The 19141-nt window shown below is 61.4% G+C and carries 9 protein-coding genes, 2 tRNA genes and 2 rRNA genes (1 of these 13 only partly in view); 8 read left to right on the top strand and 5 right to left on the bottom strand.

Translation table 11 applies throughout. From position 1 onward, the window contains the following. Nucleotides 1-10 precede the first annotated feature (10 nt). The 6 genes from K3146_RS00310 (at nt 11) to K3146_RS00285 (ending at nt 10619) form a co-directional block, all read left to right on the top strand. A complete protein-coding gene (locus K3146_RS00310; RefSeq protein ID WP_221544229.1) occupies nt 11-3373 on the top strand; it encodes a TonB-dependent receptor in 3363 nt (1120 codons plus the stop codon). Nucleotides 3374-3549: 176 nt separating this feature from the next. Then, nucleotides 3550-4611, top strand: a complete 1062-nt coding sequence (locus K3146_RS00305; protein ID WP_221544228.1) for a LacI family DNA-binding transcriptional regulator — start codon at nt 3550-3552, stop codon at nt 4609-4611. Then, nucleotides 4598-5797, top strand: coding sequence for an MFS transporter (locus K3146_RS00300; protein ID WP_221544227.1), 1200 nt, complete (start codon nt 4598-4600; stop codon nt 5795-5797). Before K3146_RS00305 ends, K3146_RS00300 begins: the two co-directional genes overlap by 14 nt. A 73-nt stretch (nt 5798-5870) precedes the next feature. After that, nucleotides 5871-8255, top strand: a complete 2385-nt coding sequence (locus K3146_RS00295; RefSeq protein WP_247710969.1) for a glycoside hydrolase family 3 protein — start codon at nt 5871-5873, stop codon at nt 8253-8255. Nucleotides 8256-8360: 105 nt separating this feature from the next. Further along, complete coding sequence (locus tag K3146_RS00290) at nt 8361-9791, top strand: sugar MFS transporter (RefSeq protein WP_221544226.1); 1431 nt, start codon at nt 8361-8363, stop codon at nt 9789-9791. A 93-nt stretch (nt 9792-9884) separates the two neighbouring features. Next, on the top strand, nt 9885-10619 hold the full coding sequence (locus tag K3146_RS00285) for a 3'(2'),5'-bisphosphate nucleotidase CysQ (RefSeq protein ID WP_221544225.1): 735 nt from the start codon (nt 9885-9887) through the stop codon (nt 10617-10619). Here K3146_RS00285 and K3146_RS00280 read toward each other — a convergent pair. Beyond that, on the bottom strand, nt 10616-11509 hold the full coding sequence (locus K3146_RS00280; protein WP_221544224.1) for an HpcH/HpaI aldolase/citrate lyase family protein: 894 nt from the start codon (nt 11507-11509) through the stop codon (nt 10616-10618). The two genes, K3146_RS00285 and K3146_RS00280, sit on opposite strands and share 4 nt — an antisense overlap. 118 nt (nt 11510-11627) lie before the next feature. Between K3146_RS00280 and K3146_RS00275 the strand changes: the two genes are divergently transcribed. Together K3146_RS00275 and acs are read left to right on the top strand one after the other, a co-directional pair. Then, nucleotides 11628-13652 carry a TonB-dependent receptor plug domain-containing protein gene (locus K3146_RS00275; RefSeq protein WP_221544223.1) on the top strand — a complete coding sequence of 675 codons (2025 nt, stop codon included), beginning with the start codon at nt 11628-11630 and terminating at the stop codon, nt 13650-13652. A 67-nt stretch (nt 13653-13719) separates the two neighbouring features. Continuing rightward, nucleotides 13720-15606: an acetate--CoA ligase gene (gene acs, locus K3146_RS00270; RefSeq protein WP_221544222.1), complete on the top strand. Its 1887-nt coding sequence runs from the start codon at nt 13720-13722 to the stop codon at nt 15604-15606. Between the two features lie 39 nt (nt 15607-15645). Here acs and K3146_RS00265 read toward each other — a convergent pair. From K3146_RS00265 to K3146_RS00250, 4 genes are all read right to left on the bottom strand, one after another. Further along, nucleotides 15646-15722: transfer RNA gene (locus K3146_RS00265), tRNA-Met, on the bottom strand. 120 nt (nt 15723-15842) lie between these two features. Beyond that, nucleotides 15843-15957: ribosomal RNA gene (gene rrf, locus K3146_RS00260) — 5S ribosomal RNA — on the bottom strand. A 115-nt stretch (nt 15958-16072) separates the two neighbouring features. Further along, nucleotides 16073-18861, bottom strand: a 23S ribosomal RNA gene (locus tag K3146_RS00255). A 274-nt stretch (nt 18862-19135) separates the two neighbouring features. Further along, a tRNA-Ala gene (locus tag K3146_RS00250) sits at nt 19136-19141 on the bottom strand (it continues 70 nt past the right edge of the window).

Genomic DNA, 19141 nt, shown 5'->3' with positions numbered 1-19141 from the left:
GGGAGGATACATGTCTCGCAAAACGACTGGCGTCGCCGCCTATTCGCGCCGTATCGCCGCACTCACAACGGCTTCGGGCCTCGCACTCGTGGCGGCACAACCGGCCTGGGCGCAGGACACCGATGGCACCATCACCGAAGAATCGCCGGGCGGCACGCCCGAGGAGCTCGATGATGAAAACGTGATCATCGTGACCGGCTTCGCCCAGTCGCTCAGCAGCGCGCAGGACTTCAAGGAGCGTGCCGACACTGTCGTCGACGTGATCACGGCAGAAGACATCGGCGCCCTGCCTGACCGTTCGGTCGCAGAAACACTGCAGCGCGTTCCGGGCGTCAACATCGGTCGTTTCGAAAAGACGTCCGACCCGACCCGCTTCTCGGTCGAAGGCACCGGCGTCATCATTCGCGGCCTCCCCTATGTCCGTTCGGAATTGAACGGCCGCGAGATCTTCTCGGCAAACGGCGGGCGTAGCCTCAGCTTCGAAGATGTTTCGCCCGAACTCGTCGGCCGCGTGGAAGTCTTCAAGAACGTCACTGCCGACATGATCGAAGGTCAGATTGCTGGCCTCGTCAATCTCGTCACCCGCAAGCCGCTCGACAATCCAGGCCTCAATATCGCGGGTTCGATCGAAGCAAACTACGGTGACCTGCGCGAAAAATGGTCGCCGACCTTCAACATCCTCGCATCCGACACCTTCGACACGGCTGCAGGCACCTTCGGCCTGCAGGTCAGCTATTCGAATTCGGAACTGAAGAGCCGCACCGACGCCTCTCAGGTTGTCGACTCCTGCTATCGTCCGGCTGATCTCAGCGGTGGCTGTATCCGTGCCGCGGGAGTAAACTCCAACGGCATCCTGGATGGTACTGTTCTGCTGCCGAACGAGTTTCCGCCGGCCAACACGGTCATCGTCCCCCAGTTTGCCAACGTTCGTACGACGAGCCTCGATCGTGACCGTGAAGCGATCTCGGGTGTCGCCCAGTTCGAATCGCTCGACGGCGGCCTGCTGATGACGCTCGAATACCTGCGCTCGGAGACCAGCTTCTTCACCGAGGAGTTCGCGCTCCAGGGCCGCATCGATGACGGTGTTTCCTCGCCCGACGTGCGTGAAGACAGCACCTGGCAGTTCGAGGATGGCCGCTTCGTCAGCGGCATCCTGACCGATGGTCGCGGTGACGCTTATGCAACCCCGTTCGGCCTCGGCGGCATTCCGATGGACTCGCTTCGCTTCCTGCGCGGCACCAAGAGTGTGACGCAGGACATTTCGTTCGACATTGACACGCAGTTCTCCGACCGCTTCCGCGGCAATTTCGAGGCGCAGTACATCACCTCGAGTCTGAACCGCGATTCCGTTTTCGGCGCGATGAGCACCTGGGCGGACATCGCCCTCGACCTCAGCGGCGAAACACCGAACGTCGAGTTCCTCGCCCCGATCGGTGCGCCGGCTGATTACTTCTCCTCGGGCTTCTACACCTACTACTGGTTCGGCCTCGACAGCCGTGAGAAGAACGATGGCGACCTCTTCAGCGTCAAGGGTGATTTCGAGTACGACATCAGCGATGACGGCTTCATCAAGAAGGCCCGCTTCGGCGCGCGCTGGGCGGCTCGCGATCGTACGACGCGCAACACCGACTTCAGCACCTGGGGCAACCTTTCCGCTCCTTGGGCCGGCCGTGGTGGCTGTGCGCCCTGGGGTGAGGGTCCGGGCTGCTTCAGTGGCCCTGGTCCCTATGTTCCCGACTGGTCGGGATTCACGCCGGGCCGCTTCTACACCGGACTCGACGGTCAGGAATTCGCGATCGCCGGTGGTGCGTTCACCGACGAATTCCCCGGAGCCAGCCAGATCCGCGCACCCTTTGCCGATAACTTCCAGCGCGGTGAGACGGCAACCCCGATCCCGGGTGGTGAAGCCTGGTGGTTCGGCGGCGACGACTTCCTGCAGGAATACCTCGATGGAGTTACGCAGGGTCAGTGGGACGATATCTCGGAATTCGCGCAGACACCGGAACGCTTCAATCTTGGCGTAGCGGGTCGGTCGCGGACCAATCCGATCAATGGCGTCACCACTCAGTGCGATCCGTTCTGTCCCGAAGAGATCTCGGACGTCACTGAAATCACCAGCGCAGCCTATGCTCGCGTCGATTTCGGTACCGATTTCGATAACGGCTGGTCGATCGGCGGCAACATCGGTCTGCGCTACGTCAAGACCAAGGTGAAGCTTTCGACGCTGCTCGGCTTCGAACGCCCGGGTGACCTGTTCGACAATCCGAGTGCGAACCCGACCGCCAACGGCGATGGTGTCGTCCAGGCTTCGGAAATCACCGACTACTGCGCACTTCCCGGACCTCCGGGCCAGGCGCGCGCCTACTGTAGCCTGACCGGTGCACGTCTCGACGAGTATGCAGCGCTGATCACGGGTGAAGGCATCCCCGACAACCGCCCGATCGAATTCGATCACTGGCTCCCGGCCCTGAACGTCAGGCTCGACAGCGGCACCGGTATCGTCGTCCGCGGCGCGGTCTCGAAGGCGATTTTCCGTCCGGACCTCAACGCCTTCTCGGCCAACGGCACCTTCGGCTTCAACGCCCAGGGCGTCACCTCGGGGCCGTTGCTGGCGATCTCGACTGGTAACCGCAGCATTCGTCCGACAGAATCGTGGAATTACGACCTGTCGGCAGAATGGTACTTCGATGATGTCGGCTCGCTGACCGCAGCCGCATTCATCAAGGACATCAGCGGGATCGTTTCGACTGGTACAAGCATCAATAGCTACACCAGCCCGAGCGGTGTGACCCAGGACGTACTCGTCACGGGTCCTTCGAACGAGCTTTCCGGAACCCTCAAGGGCTTCGAGCTGGCCTATCAGCAGACCTACGACTTCCTTCCGGGACTGCTGAGCGGACTGGGCGTCCAGGCATCCTACACCTATGTGGATGGTGGCGACTTCTCGAACCCCAACCTGCAGGACGCAGGCAGCCCTTCGATCGCGAATGGCATCCTGCCGCTCAACGCCAGCCCGTTCGTGGAATTCCAGCCGCTGGCCGGCATCTCGGAGCACACGATCAACGGCACCATCTTCTACGAGAAGGGGCCGATCTCTGCTCGCGCTGCATACAACTGGCGCAGCGAGTTCCTGGTGACGGCCAGGGACGACCTCTACCCGTTCTCGCCCACTTGGCAGGAATCGGGCGGCCAGCTTGATGCCTCGCTCTTCTACACGGTCAACGAGAACGTGAAGCTGGGCGTGCAGGGCGTGAACCTGCTCGACGAGGTGACCAAGCTGTCGACCGTGCTCGATTACGACGGCACAAGGGCGATCAGCGCGGCCTTCCGCAACGACCGCCGCTACACCTTCATCGCTCGCTTCAACTTCTGAGCCGGGCGTAGCGTAAGGAATGATGCGGGCCTCGGCGTGAAGTCGGGGCCCGTATTCGTATACGGTCGAGGAAATCCACAGTTGCCCGGGGCTTCCAGCCTGACGGGATTGCGCGGCGGCCCCTGCCCCTATAGCCATTGGGGATCGTGGCGCCGTGAAGACGGGGAGGTTATGACATGGGTCGGCGGCGGCAGTCGGTGACAATCAAACATGTGGCAGCCGATGCGGGCGTTTCCCTGCAAACGGTCAGCCGCGTCATCAACAACGAACCAAACGTGCGCCCTGCCATGCAGGAGCGCGTGCAGGCCAGTATCGATAAGCTGGGCTACGTGCCCTCAATCGCCGCCCAGCGGATGAGCGGTTCGCGTAGCTATCTCATCCTCGCGATCAACGACCGCGACCTGACGATTGCCGACTGGCGCGCCCGCGAAGGTCGCGACTGGGTCGACCAGATGCTGCTCGGCGGGATGCTGACCTGTGCGCAGCATGGCTATCGCATGCTCATCGAACTGGTCGACACCCATACCGACCATGTCGAGCGTGAATTGGGCGCAGCTATTGCAGCCCTGCAGCCCGATGGCATCCTCCTCACCCCGCCCCACTCGGAGAATCCGCTGATCACCGGCCTGCTTGCCGAGCGGGGAATCCCTTTCGCAAGGATCGGGACGACGGACGAGGGGCCCGGGATTGCCATCACCATGGGCGATACCTTCAATGCCCAGCTGGCAACCGACCACCTGATCGAATTGGGGCACGAGCGGATCGGATTCATCGCCGGGCCTGAAGACTTCAGCCTGTCAGGTCGGCGCGTCAACGGCTGGCTTCGCGCCATGGAGGCCGCCGAGCTGCCAACGGGCGGCCTTTGCGAGCGAGGGGATTTCGGATTCGAGAGCGGCATGGTGGCCGCGTCAAAACTCCTCGATCTCGAGAACCCGCCCACTGCCATCATCGCGAGCAGTGACCAGATGGCCCTCGCCACGCTGGAGATTGCCCGCAAGCGGGGGCTGAAAGTCCCGCAGGACCTCTCGCTGGTCAGCTTTGACAACTCGCCCATCGTGCGCTTCACGCAGCCGCCGCTGACCGCCGTCGATCAGCCGATCGCGGCGACGACCGCACGGGCGGTCGAACTGCTCATCGAAGCGCGTACAAAGAAGCTGCCCGAAGGAGTGATATCGGTCGAAGGTGAGCTCGTCGTCCGCGGTTCGACCGCACGCGCTCCGAGCCGTGACAACGGCTGACAGCCCCGGCGAGCAGCGCCAGTCGCTGCGATTCCTATGGCTCTATGCCCTTGCCGTCGCGGGCGGCGCCGTCTCCTACGTCCCGTTCCTGACCCTGCTGCTGCCCGTTCGCGCGACCGACATCGCGGGCGACGGAAACATCGACTTGCTGGCCTATGTCGCCTTCGTTGGCGCCATCGCCGCCAGCCTGTCGAACATCGCCTTCGGTTGGGCGAGCGACCGGACCCGCAGTCGGCGGCCCTGGATCCTCGCTGGCCTCCTGCTGTCATGTACACTGCTCGTTTCCGTCAAGGAGGCTGACAGTCCGGTCAAGCTTATCGGTCTGATCGTGGCCTGGCAGGTGGGGCTCAACATGATGCTCGGCCCGCTCGCCGCCTGGGCAGGAGACGTGGTCCCCGACCGGCAGAAAGGCTTTCTCGGCGGGCTCCTCGCATTTGCACCGGCGCTCGGTGCCGCCTCTGGGGCGGTCGTAACGATTCCGGGGCTCGCCGGACCCGACGAGAGAGTTATTGTAGTGGCAGCACTTGTCGCTGCAATGGTGCTGCCTGCGGTCCTCTTCGGACGGCCCGTTTCCATGCCGCACCTGACCCAGCCGACCGAGATGGGTGCATCAGAGCAGCCGCATCATGGGCGTTCAGCTGTCGCGCGCATGTGGCTGGCTCGCCTGCTAGTCCAGATCGCGGAAGCCGCACTCTTCGCCTACTTGCTGATCTGGTTCACCAGCATCGACGAGAGCTTCTCGGACAACGACACTGCCCGCATCTTTGCCCTGGTGCTGGGGCTATCGGTTCCGCTTGCACTTCTCGCCGGCCGCTGGTCCGATCGGCATGGTCGGCCCATCCTGCCGCTGGCGATCGGGGCCGGGATCGGGGCGCTCGGCCTGCTCATCATGGCCGCTTCGCAAGATCTGGTCATTGCCATCGCCGGATATGTCGTGTTCGGATTGTCGACCAGTGTCTTCCTCGCGCTTCATTCGAGCCAGACACTGCGCGTACTACCCAAGCCTGAAACGCGGGGGCGCGACCTCGGCATTTTCAACCTGACCAACACGGTGCCCAGCCTGATCATGCCCTGGTTAACGCTGGCGATGGTGCCCCTTTTCGGCTTCGGCGGATTATTCGTACTCCTGTCCGCGCTGGCAGCGATTGCCACCCTCCTGCTGATAAGCATGCCCCGCACCAACTAGCGGGTTGATTTTGCCTCCAACGCATGGCAATCCTTGATTGATAACGTTCTCAATCGGGAGGGAACGGAGAGGGATGAGCGATATGAAAGCCTTTTTCATGGCAACGGCCGCAGCAGTGGCCCTGGCGGGATGCAGCACGGTTCCGATGGAGGCCGAAGCTCCCCCTGCATCAAGCGCCATGTCCGAAGAGGACGTCCGCGTCGCCGACCTGCTTTCGCGGATGACGCTCGAGCGCAAGGTCGCACAGCTCATCCAGCCGCAGATCAACAGCTTCACTCCCGAAGACATGCGCCGCTATCGTTTCGGCAGCTATCTCAACGGCGGGAACGGAGGCCCCTATGGCGATGAATTCGCCCCGGCGAGCGAATGGTTGCGTTATGCCGACGAGATGTATCTCGCCTCGGTGGAGCCGCATGAGAATGGTGAACCCGTGATCCCGACGATCTGGGGTACGGACGCTGTCCACGGCCACACCAATGTCGTTCAGGCGACGATCTTCCCCCACAATATCGGCCTGGGCGCTACGCGCGATGCGGACCTGCTGCGCCGGATCGGCCATGCAACCGCTGTCGAAATCGAAGTGACCGGCATCGACTGGAATTTCTCACCCACTGTTGCCGTGGCGCGCGATGATCGCTGGGGCCGCACCTACGAGAGCTATTCCGAAGACCCGACGATTGTTGCCCCACTCGGCGCTGCACTGGTCGAAGGGCTGCAGGGCGCGAAGGGCGATCCGAACCGCCTCGGCGCCGGTCACGTCATCGCGACGGCGAAGCATTTCTTCGGCGATGGCGGAACGGACCAGGGTGTCGACCAAGGCGAGGTGAATGGCGACATCGAAGAGCTGAAGGCTCTTCACGCCTACCCATATCCCGCCACGATCGAAGCGGGCGTCGAGACGATCATGGCGAGCTTCAACTCGGTCAATGGCCGCAAGATGCATGGCAACGAGCCCTTGCTCACCGATTTCCTGCGCGGCGAGCTCGGCTTCGACGGTCTCGTGGTGGGCGACTGGAACGGCCACGGCCAGGTCAAGGGCTGCACCAATACCGACTGCCCGCAATCGCTCCTCGCTGGTCTGGACATCTACATGGTGCCCGACGACTGGAAAGGCCTGCTCGAAACGCTGGTCGCCCAAGTCGAGGATGGCACTATCCCCATGGCGCGGCTCGACGAAGCAGTCGGCCGCGTGCTGCGCATGAAGATGCGCGCCGGCTTGCTCGATGAATTCGTGAAACCTTCCGACCGCCCGAATGCAGGCGACTACTCGCTCATCGGCTCCGCAGAGCATCGCGCGATCGCGCGCGAGGCGGTGGCCAAATCGCAGGTTATCCTGACCAACAATGGCGTCCTTCCCCTGAAGCAGGGCGCGAACGTGCTGGTTGCGGGCTCGGCCGCAGACGACATTGCGCAAGCAGCGGGCGGCTGGACCCTGACATGGCAGGGCGGCGGCGACCTTACGAATGACAACTTTCCCGGTGCCACGTCGATCTGGGGCGGGCTCGAAGACGCAGTGACGGCAAGCGGCGGGACGGCAACGCTGTCGGAAGACGGAAGCTACGAAACAAAGCCCGATGTCGCCATCGTGGTCTTCGGTGAAGAACCCTATGCCGAATTTGCGGGCGACCGGAAGCATCTTGGTTTCACCGACACCGAGGGGCTCGAACTTCTCCGGCAATTCAAGGCCGATGGCGTACCCACCGTCGCCGTTTTCCTTTCGGGTCGACCGATGTGGATGAACCGCGAGCTCAATCTCGCCGACGCTTTCGTTGCCGCATGGTTGCCGGGCGGCGAAGGGGCGGGCGTTGCCGACGTTCTAACCGGCGCGATGCCCGCAACGGGCAAGCTCGGCTTCAGCTGGCCTGCAACCTGCGATTTCGGACCGCTCAATGGGCCGGATGGTGCGTTGTTCGCGGTCGGTTATGGCCGCTCGCTGAGCGAAACCAGCGCCCTGCCCGCTCTCGACGAGAACTGCGCACCGCTGGAACAGGGCGCAGCGAAGGACTGGTACGTAAGCGGCCGCCTCGCCGATGGCGTGCTCGCCAATACTGCCACGGGCAAGCTGGACAATTTGCGCGGCGAAGCTGGCGGGATCTTCTCGATCGGCCTCGACCGCAACGCCCAGGAGGACGCACGAGCTATCAGCTTCGGCCCCGGTGCCTTCCTTGAACTGGCACAGGCTGGCGGGGATACCGGCTATGGCTACCGTGTGGTCTACGAAGTCCAGACGCGACCATCGGCCGCAGTCTACCTGAAGGTCGGCGCAAGCGAACCGCTGGACATCACGCAGCAGCTCTCGGTCGCGGAAGGCAAGGGCTATCGCGAGATGATCCTGACCGACGCCTGCATGGCGGATCTCGGCCCGTCGCTGACTGTCACGTCGCAGGGCCCGTTCAAGATCAATATCGGCAGCGTCGTCCGTGAGGAGTTTGCGGAAGGGACAGACTGTTCGTTCTGAGCGGAATTCGTATTTGCTTTGCGTGTCGGCCCAAGGGTGTCACACAAGGCGGTGAAATAAGCCGGGCGGACATGGGTCGCACCGGAACTTGGGAGGAATACCGATATGGCACTCGCACCGGACGTCGCGACGAGCACCGATCCGAACCCGATTGAAATCGACGATGACACCCCGCCGGTAAACGCGCCGGGTCTGAACTATTTCGTCTTCGGCCTGTTTTTCATTTTCGGCGGCATTACCTCGCTCAACGATGTCATCATTCCGAAGCTGAAAGAGCTTTTCACGCTCAGCTGGACCGAGGCAATGCTGGTGCAGTTCTGCTTCTTTGCGGCCTATCTCATCATCGGCATTCCCGGCGCAAAGCTGGTAAAGAAGCTCGGCTATATGCGCGGCGCAGTTGCCGGTTTGCTGACGATGATGCTCGGCTGCCTGCTGTTCATTCCGGCCAGCCAGACCGCGACCTATATCGTTTTCCTCGGCGCACTCTTCGTGCTGGCGAGCGGCGTGGTAATCGTCCAGGTCGTCGCCAATCCACTCATTTCGCTGCTTGGACCACCAAGCACCACGCACAGTCGCCTTACCTTTGCCCAGGCCTTCAACTCGCTCGGGACGACAATCTTCCCGATTGTGGGTGCTATCGTCATCCTCGGCAGCCTGGCCACGGTCAGCGCGGACCAACTTTCGGGGCAGGCTCTGCTCGAATATCGTCAGGCGGAAAGCGAAGCGATCTGGCAAGGCTATCTCGGCCTTGCGGGTCTGATCGCCATTGTCGCGATCGCGGTCTGGATGTTCCGCAACCGCCTGCCGCACGATCCGAAGCTCATGGGTGACACCGAGCTCGTGACCTGGGGCCGCTATCTGGTCGGTCTCGCATTGGTGATCGCCGGCGTCTTTGCCGCTCTGCAGGTCAGCCCTTGGCTCGGCGTGCTCCTCATTCTCGCCGCGCCCGCAGTCTGGCTCTATGACAACAGCCTGCTCACCCGGACCCGTTTCAGCTTCGGCGCGCTGTGCATTTTCCTGTATGTCGGCGGCGAAGTCGCCATCGGCTCGGTAATCATCAACTACCTGTCGGAAGCGCGCGTCCTGGGTCAGCCGGAAAGTGTTATCGGCTGGATGATTGGCCTCTACTGGGGCGGCGCCATGGTGGGCCGTTTCATCGGCTCCTACTTCCTGCGCATTTTCTCGCCGGGTAAGATCCTGGCCTTCAATGCGACCGGCGCGATCCTGCTGATCCTCGTCTCCACCCAGACAAGCGGTCAGGTCGCAGCATACACATTGCTTGCGGTCGGTCTCATGAACTCGATCATGTTCCCGACGATCTTCTCGCTCGCTTGCGAAAAGCTGGGCCCCCGCGCAGCGGACGGCTCGGGTATCATCAATGTCGCTATCTGCGGCGGCGCGATCGTACCGCTGCTCTACGGCGTCGTGGCCGATGCCACGGGCGGGAACCTCGCGATGGCCATGATCATCCCGATCATCTGCTATGCGGTAATTGCCTCTTTCGGCATCTTCGCAAGGCGCCCAGCCGTCGCGTAGGCGATACCAGCATAACTTCTTTCGGGGGTTCGCAAGGCGGTTTCAGTCTGCCATGCGGCCCCCAAATTCTTTTGTAGCCCGACAAGGACTCCAATGACCGACGCCGAACTCGCCGCACACCTTGCAGAGGTTGCCGGAAAGATCCTGACCCAGGTGCGAGAGAGCGGCATGTTCGAGGGCAAGGCGCTCGGCAAGGCGGGCGACGAGACAGCCAACCAGTTCCTGTGCCATGCCATCCGCCAGCAGCGCCCCGATGACGGGCTGCTTTCGGAAGAAGAGAAGGACAATCCGGCGCGTCTCGCCAAGAGCCGTGTCTGGATCGTCGATCCGGTCGACGGCACGCGCGAATATGGCGAGGCCCGCAGCGACTGGGCGGTGCATGTTGCGCTCTGCGTGGACGGAGAACCGGAAACGGGCGCGGTGGCGCTGCCCGGCTTGGATACAGTCTTGCGTACGGATGCGCCCATCGAGGTTCCTGCCGCAGCACACCGCCCGCGCATGGTGGTCAGCCGCACACGGCCGGCCAAGGAGGCAGTATCGGTTGCCGAAGCTATTGGTGCCGAGCTTGTTCCCATGGGATCGGCTGGAGCCAAGGCCATGGCGGTCGTCCGCGGCGAAGCGGAAATCTACCTTCACACCGGCGGCCAATACGAATGGGACAGCGCAGCGCCCGCCGCAGTCGCTCTCGCCCATGGCCTGCATGCAAGCCGGATCGACGGCAGCCCGCTCATCTACAATCAATCAGATACCTACATGCCCGACCTGCTGATCTGCCGTCCCGAATGGGCGGAGCGGGTGCTGGCCGAGGTAGCGAAGCTTCCGGCCTAGTCCCTGACCTGCGCGAGCAATTGCTGCGCGCGGCTGAGGTGCGGGCGGTCGAGCATCTTGCCCTTGTGCCCGATGGTCCCCGCCCCCGGATTGGCCTCGAACACCGCGATAATCTCGCGCGCTTCGGCGATTTCCTCTTCGCTCGGCGAGAACGCTGCGTTGATCACCGGCACCTGCGCCGGATGGATTGCCAGCATTCCACGATAGCCGTCTCGGCGAACACGTTCGGCGCGCTTCTTGAGGCCGTCGAGATTGCGGAAGTCGCCGTCGATGGTCTCGATCGCCGGAACGGTGGCTGCCGCCGCGCCGAGCAGGGTAAGGCTGCGCGCCAGTTCGTAGGTGAAGCTGTATTCGCCGTCCTCGCCGCGGTTCGACATGGCACCGATGGAATCGGCGAGGTCTTCCGCGCCCCAGGTCATGGCCACGAGGCGAGGTGCACCCGCATAATCGCCGGTCGTGAACATCGCCGCCGCAACTTCCGTCACCAGCGCGATGACCGGCGTAGATCCGGGCGCGATGCCGAGTTCCATCTCGAGCGGCGTAAGGATCCTGTCCAGCTCTTCGACATCTTGCCGCCCGCGCGACTTGGGCAGCATGATCCCCCCGGGCCTGCCGGGCATGATCGCGGCAAGGTCTTCCGCCGTATGCGGCCCGTCGAGCGGATTGACGCGGACCCAGAGGCGCGCGTGCTCCGAATTGTCGCGGGTCTTGAGGAAAGCGCAGATCGCCTTGCGGGCTTCGGGCTTGGCATCTTCGGCCACCGCATCCTCGAGATCGAAGATGACGATATCGGCCTCCCCCTCGGTCGCCTTGGTCATTTTCTTCTCGCTATCACCGGGCGCGAACAGCCAGCTGCGGTGGCGAGGCGGAATGGTAGATGGACCGGACACGAAGCTTCCTCTCTTCCTTGGTGCTGCGCCTTGAGCCGCGCTTGTCCCATCAAGTCAAGCCGATGCTCCTCGAACGCAGTGGGTTGCAGGGGGCAGCATGTCTTGTAGACCGGTCGTGATGAAACCACGCTTTCGCACGTCGCTATACCTTTTCCCCGCCGGACTGGCCCTCACTGCTTCAGCCGCTATCGCGCAAGAGAGCGAAGGCGGTGAGGAAGAGGCGACGATTGTCGTAACCGGCTCTGGCCTTCCAGATGCGCCGTCCACCCCGGCCTATGCATCGCAGGAAATCACACGCGAGGAACTTGTCTCGACCGCGTCGGGACGGATCGAGGATGCGCTTTCTTCCGTCGCGGGATTCCAGCAGTTTCGCCGGTCCGACAGCCGCTCGTCCAACCCCAGCGCGCAAGGTGCCACGCTGCGCTCGCTCGGCGGCAACGCCACCAGCCGCGCGCTTGTACTGCTTGACGGTGTCCCGATGGCCGATCCCTTCTTCGGCTTCATCCCTTTCGCTGCGATTGCCCCGGAGAGGCTTTCAAGCGTCCGCGTGACCCGCGGAGGCGGCTCCGGTCCCTTCGGCGCTGGTGCGCTTGCAGGAACGATCGAGCTGGAAAGCGCCGGCGCAGGCACGCTGGGCGACTTCGGCGGACACCTCTACGCCAACGACCGCGGCGGGACCGAGAGCGCGGCCCATCTGTCCGGCAACCTCGGCGCAGGTTTCGCGGTGGTTTCAGGCCGCTGGGATCGCGGAAAAGGATTCTTCACAACCCCCGCTGCCGACCGTGTCGATGCCTCCGCGCGGGCGGCATACGACAGTTGGTCGGTGCAGGCACGCGGTGTCGCTCCGCTTGGCGATACGATGGAGTTGCAAGCCCGCGCCCTGATCTATGATGACCGGCGCACTTTGCGGTTCGACGGGGCCGACAGCTCGAGCACGGGCCAGGATGCCAGCGTCCGACTTGTTGGTCGTGGGGACTGGGCCTTCGACGCGCTTGCCTATGTGCAGGCGCGCAACTTCACCAATGTCGTGGTCAGCTCTACCCGCTTCGTGCCCGTGCTCGACCAGCGCAAAACGCCCTCCACCGGTCTAGGTGGCAAGATCGAGATCCGCCCGCCAGTAGGCGATACAAGCGTCCTGCGGCTCGGCACCGATTACCGGCGGAGCGAAGGCGAACTTTACGAGACCGCCCTCAGCGGCTTTACCGGCGCGGTCCGCGAGAGGCGCAATGCGGGCGGCACCAACACCGATCTCGGCTTCTTCGCTGAGAACGATGTATTGCTCGGCCGACTGGTGCTGACCGCGGGCGTGCGGCTGGATCGATACACGATCCGCGAAGGGTTCTTCACCGCGCTCGACACATCGGGCGCAGTCATCGCGGACAGCAGCTTTGCGAACCGTTCAGGCTGGGAGGAATCCTTCCGCGGCGGTGCGACATTCGACGCAGGCGGAGGTCTCAAACTGCGCGCGGCAGCCTATACCGGTCTGCGCCTGCCGACCCTCAACGAGCTTTACCGGCCCTTCGTCGTCTTCCCGGTCACGACCAATGCCAACCCTGCACTGGCTAATGAGAAGCTGAAAGGATTCGAGGCTGGAATCGACTTTGCCCCGGGCGATGATTTCGAGTTCTCGCTGACCGCATTCGACAACCGGGTCAAAGATGCGATTGCGAATGTCACTTTGGACCCGGTCACGCGCCAGCGGCAGAATATCGAGGAAATTCACGCGCAGGGAATAGAGGCCCGTGCGGCTTTCTCCCTTGGCCCGCTGCAGGTGGTGGGATCGCTCGCCTATACCGATGCCGAGGCCCGGGAGGCTGGTGCCGCCTTCGACGGCAATCGTCCATCACAGACGCCGGCATGGGTCGGCGGAGCAATGGCAAGCTACCGGTTCTTGGAGAGCGGCCTGATCGCGGTCACTCTGCGCCACATCGGCAAGCAATTCGAGGACGACCTCGAAAGCGATGTCCTGCCCTCGGTCACCACGCTGGGCGCCTATGCCGAGATGCCGGTCGCGGATCGTTTCTCGCTTGTCCTGCGCGGCGAGAACCTGACCGATGAGGAAATCATCACGCGCAACCAGGGTGGCTCGATCGATCTCGGCACGCCGCGAACGATCTGGTTCGGCCTGAAGATCGAAGGCTGATTTTCGGTCATTGCGCATGAGCGGCCGGGAGATATGATCGTCTTCCGGAAGAGGAGAAGCCGAAGCCATGAACGCACAACAGGATCTTGCCGCACGCCACGAGGCTGTCGATCGCGATCCGGAAAGCTATTGGCTCGAAGAAGCCAAGCGGCTCGATTGGTACACTCTTCCGACCAAGGCCAACCGCAGCAGCTATGAAGAAGCCGATTTCGGCATTCGCTGGTTCGAGGATGGCGAACTCAACGTCTCGGTAAACTGCCTCGACCGCCACCTTGATGCGCGCGGCGACCAGACCGCGATCGTCTTCGAGGGTGACGAGCCGGGCGAAGGCTACACGCTCACCTATACGCAGGTGCATGAAGAGGTCTGCCGCTTCGCCAATGCGCTGAAGGACTGCGGCGTCGTAAAGGGCGACCGCGTGGTGCTCTACATGCCGATGATCCCGGAGGCTGCCTTCGCCATGCTCGCCTGCGCACGGATCGGGGCGATCCACTCAGTCGTGTTCGGAGGCTTCTCGCCCGATAGCCTCGCCGACCGAATACGAGACTGCGGCGCAAAACTACTGGTCACCGCCGATGAAGGGTCGCGTGGGGGCAAGCGCATCCCGCTGAAAGCCAATGCCGACAAGGCCCTGGCCAAGGCCTCTGTCGAATCGGTCATCATGGTCCGCAGGACCGGCGGCGACGTGTCTTTCGTTGAGGGACGCGATCACTGGTGGCACGAGTTGCGCGACAAGGTGTCGGCCGATTGCGCGCCTGAGCGCATGAACGCCGAGGACCCGCTGTTTATTCTCTACACGTCAGGTTCGACCGGCAAGCCGAAGGGCGTGATGCACACGACGGGCGGATATCTCTACTGGGTCACCGCGACCTTCGACATGCTCTTCGGCGCGAAAGAGGACGATGTCTTCTGGTGCACCGCCGATGTCGGCTGGGTCACCGGGCACAGCTATGTCGTCTACGGTCCGCTCGCTAATGGCGCGACCACCGTGATGTTCGATGGCGTGCCCAATTATCCGGACTTCGGGCGCTTCTGGGAAACCTCGAACCGCCTCGGCGTCACGATTTTTTACACCGCCCCCACTGCGATCCGCGCGCTGATGCGCGAGGGCGACGAGTGGGTGAAAAAGCATGACCGCTCGCAGATCCGCCTGCTCGGCACGGTCGGTGAACCGATCAATCCGGAGGCGTGGAACTGGTATCACGAAGTGGTCGGCGACGGGCGCTGCGAGATCGTCGATACCTGGTGGCAGACCGAAACCGGCGGCGCGCTGATCGCACCGGTCCCGGGCGCTGTCGAGACCAAACCGGGAAGCGCGACCAAGCCGCTACCCGGTGTCTATCCGGCGCTGGTCGACAACGACGGCCAGCTTCTCGAAGGCGCAACTTCGGGCAATCTTGTGATAATGCAGAGCTGGCCCGGCCAGATGCGCGGCGTCTGGGGCGACGCTGAACGCTTCTTCCAGACCTATTTCACCACCTATCCGGGCCGCTATTTCACCGGCGATGGCTGCCGGCGCGACGAGGACGGCTATTACTGGATCACCGGCCGCGTTGACGATGTGATCAACGTTTCGGGCCACCGCATGGGCACGGCCGAAGTCGAAAGCGCGCTCGTCGCTCATCCCAAGGTGGCCGAAGCCGCCGTCGTCGGGATGCCGCACGACGTGAAGGGCCAGGGCATCTACGCCTATGTCACGCTGAACGCCGGGGAGCCCGAGAGCGAAGAGCTACGTCACGAGTTGCGCCAGTTCGTTCGCGGCGAGATCGGCCCTATTGCCTCACCCGATGCGATCCAGTTCGCCCCCGCCCTGCCCAAGACCCGGAGCGGCAAGATCATGCGCCGCATCCTGCGCAAGATCGCAGAGGGCGAACCGGACAAGGTGGGCGATACCTCGACGCTGGCAGACCCGGCAGTCGTCGATGCGCTGATCGCAGGTGCAGTCGTCGGCTGAGGGCACAAAAAACCCGCCAGAAGGCGGGTTTTCAAACGGTGGTTGCGGGGGTTGGATTTGAACCAACGACCTTCAGGTTATGAGCCTGACGAGCTACCGGACTGCTCCACCCCGCGGCACCGTATGTATCCATCCTAGCGCATAGGCCAGAGACGAAAAAACCGCCGCTCGGGAACGCCCGGCAGCGGCTTTTGAAATCGTGAATGGGTTTATCCCGCATGCCCGCCGGCTTTAATGCCTGGCGACGACCTACTCTTCCAGTGCTTGAGCACTAGTACCATCGGCGCTGTCCGGTTTCACGGCCGAGTTCGAGATGGGATCGGGTGGGTCACAGACGCTAAGGTCACCAAGCAATAGAGCTGGCGGACATGGGTTTAAATCGATGCTTTGAGCTTTCTGGGCTTATCCGGCTAGAGTTTCCTCCACCTCTCGGACAGCACAGGGCTGTCGTTGATGGTATGGATCCTACAAGCGCGAAAAGAACTATTAGGACCGGTTAGCTACACGCATTACTGCGCTTCCACACCCGGCCTATCAACGTCGTGGTCTACGACGGTTCGAAGATACCTTATCTTAAGGGAGGCTTCCCGCTTAGATGCTTTCAGCGGTTATCCCGTCCATACATAGCTACCCTGCGGCACCCTTGGCAGGATGACAGGTACACCAGAGGTATGTTCACCCCGGTCCTCTCGTACTAGGGGCAACTCCTTTCAAGTATCGACGCCCACGGCAGATAGGGACCAAACTGTCTCGCGACGTTCTGAACCCAGCTCACGTACCACTTTAATTGGCGAACAGCCAAACCCTTGGGACCTGCTCCAGCCCCAGGATGTGATGAGCCGACATCGAGGTGCCAAACGATTCCGTCGATATGAGCTCTTGGGAATCATCAGCCTGTTATCCCCGGCGTACCTTTTATCCGTTGAGCGATGGCCCTTCCACGAGGGACCACCGGATCACTATGACCGACTTTCGTCTCTGCTCGACTCGTCAGTCTCGCAGTCAGGCAGGCTTATGCCATTGCACTCTTGCAGACGGTTTCCAACCGTCCTGAGCCTACCATCGCGCGCCTCCGTTACTCTTTAGGAGGCGACCGCCCCAGTCAAACTACCCGCCACAGAGGGTCCCACTACCGGATAACGGTAGCTGGTTAGACATCAGAAAACAGCAGGGTGGTATTTCACCTATGGCTCCACGAGAACTGGCGCTCTCGCTTCAAAGCCTCCCACCTATGCTACACAACTCTTTCCTAATGCCACTCTGAAGCTGCAGTAAAGGTGCACGGGGTCTTTCCGTCTAACCGCGGGTACTCCGCATCTTCACGGAGAATTCAATTTCGCTGAGCATATCCTGGAGACAGTGGGGAAGTCGTTACGCCATTCGTGCAGGTCGGAACTTACCCGACAAGGAATTTCGCTACCTTAGGACCGTTATAGTTACGGCCGCCGTTTACTCGGGCTTCAATTCGGAGCTTGCACTCCTCCTCTTAACCTTCGAGCACCGGGCAGGCGTCACACCCTATACGTCGTCTTGAAGCCGACTTAGCAGAGTGCTGTGTTTTTGCTAAACAGTCGCTACCCCCTGGCCTGTGCCCCCTGAAAAGAGTTGCCTCGATCCAGGGCCTCCTTCTTCCGAAGGTACGGAGGCAATTTGCCGAGTTCCTTCAGGATACTTCTCTCAAGCGCCTTGGTATACTCTACCTGACCACCTGTGTCGGTTTCGGGTACGGTCTATAGTGAAGAGGCTATTTCCTGGAACAACTTGGCTGCCCTCTCAATCCAATAAGAGAGAACAACTTCCGCCATCCGTCACACATCTTCAGGCCCACGAATATTTACGTGGTTCCCATCGACTACCCCCTTCGGGCTCGTCTTAGGGGCCGGCTAACCCTGCGCCGATTAGCGTTGCGCAGGAACCCTTGGTCTTTCGGCGAGAGGGCATCTCACCCTCTTTGTCGCTACTCATGTCAGCATTCGCACTTCCGATACGTCCAGCGTCGGTTACCCTTCGCCTTCACTCGCTTACGGAACGCTCCGCTACCGCTGCAGTAAACTGCAACCCTAAGCTTCGGTGCATATCTTTAGCCCCGTTACATCTTCGCCGCAGGAACCCTTATTTAGACCAGTGAGCTGTTACGCTTTCTTTAAAGGATGGCTGCTTCTAAGCCAACCTCCTGGTTGTTTTGGGATTCCCACATGCTTTCCCACTTAGATATGACTTGGGGACCTTAGCTGTAGGTTAGGGCTGTTTCCCTTTTGACGACGGACCTTAGCACCCGCCGTCTGTCTGCCGGATAAGACTCGATGGTATTCGGAGTTTGGTTAGGTTTGGTACCGCTCGCGCAGCCCTAGCCCATCCAGTGCTCTACCCCCATCGGCATACATCCGACGCTCTACCTCAATAGATTTCGCGGAGAACCAGCTATTTCCCGGCTTGATTGGCCTTTCACCCCTAAACACAGCTCATCCGAGAATTTTTCAACATTCACCGGTTCGGTCCTCCAGTGCGTGTTACCGCACCTTCAACCTGGCCATGCCTAGATCGCCGGGGTTCGGGTCTAATCCATCATACTCAGTCGCCCTATTCAGACTCGCTTTCGCTGCGCCTACACCTAACGGCTTAAGCTTGCATGGTAGATTAAGTCACTGACCCATTATGCAAGAGGTACGCTGTCACCCCCTATGGGGCTCCAACTGCTTGTAAGCATCCGGTTTCAGGTACTGTTTCACTCCCCTAATCGGGGTGCTTTTCACCTTTCCCTCACGGTACTGTGTTCGCTATCGGTCATGTGCGAGTATTTAGGCTTGGAGGGTGGTCCCCCCATGTTCAGACAGGATTTCACGTGTCCCGCCCTACTCGAATCTTCTTCGGTCATTTTCGCATACGGGGCTGTCACCCACTATGGCCACTCTTTCCAAAGTGTTTTGCTAATTAACGAAGAAGCATTGGCCTGGTCCCGGTTCGCTCGCCACTACTACGGGAATCTCTGTTGATGTCTTTTCCTCCGGGTACTGAGATGTTTCAGTTCCCCGGGTTCGCTTCACCAAACCTATATATTCAGTCTGGTGATACCCTATCCACCTCTTTCCGATCGTCCGAAGACAATCGAAAGGAAATGGTGAGGGTGGGTTTCCCCATTCGGAAATCGCCGGATCAAAGATTGCTCACATCTCCCCGACGCTTATCGCAGCGTGCCACGTCCTTCATCGCCTGCACATGCCAAGGCATCCACCAAATGCTCTTACCTCACGCTTGAGAATCCACACCATCAACGACAGGCCTGCATAAAAGCCAATCGCTTAAAGATAGTGCGGAGGAATATCTCAGCCAGATAATCGTTTGATTGATCTTGTTGTGATGCATAGCTCGCATGATCTGCCCGAAGGCAAACCGTACAATCCATGCGCCACGGCATCGATTTAAAAACCCATTCACAATGTCAAAGAGCGGTGGTCGAAACCACCTACCGGCCAGATGCCGGATCTGTTTTCGTTTCATTCAATCGGATTTGATGTCGCATCCAGTTACCTGGTGG

The organism is Qipengyuania vesicularis, from assembly GCF_019711415.1.
GTDB lineage: Bacteria > Pseudomonadota > Alphaproteobacteria > Sphingomonadales > Sphingomonadaceae > Qipengyuania > Qipengyuania vesicularis.
Note: the sequence above shows the minus strand (reverse complement) of the source record. Positions and strands in the feature narration are given on the sequence as shown.

Coding starts and splice junctions, on each gene's coding strand:
- K3146_RS00310 (WP_221544229.1), top strand. CDS start 11: ATGTCTCGCAAAACGACTGGCGTCGCCGCCTATTCGCGCCGTATCGCC.
- K3146_RS00305 (WP_221544228.1), top strand. CDS start 3,550: ATGGGTCGGCGGCGGCAGTCGGTGACAATCAAACATGTGGCAGCCGAT.
- K3146_RS00295 (WP_247710969.1), top strand. CDS start 5,871: ATGAGCGATATGAAAGCCTTTTTCATGGCAACGGCCGCAGCAGTGGCC.
- K3146_RS00290 (WP_221544226.1), top strand. CDS start 8,361: ATGGCACTCGCACCGGACGTCGCGACGAGCACCGATCCGAACCCGATT.
- K3146_RS00285 (WP_221544225.1), top strand. CDS start 9,885: ATGACCGACGCCGAACTCGCCGCACACCTTGCAGAGGTTGCCGGAAAG.
- K3146_RS00275 (WP_221544223.1), top strand. CDS start 11,628: ATGAAACCACGCTTTCGCACGTCGCTATACCTTTTCCCCGCCGGACTG.
- acs (WP_221544222.1), top strand. CDS start 13,720: ATGAACGCACAACAGGATCTTGCCGCACGCCACGAGGCTGTCGATCGC.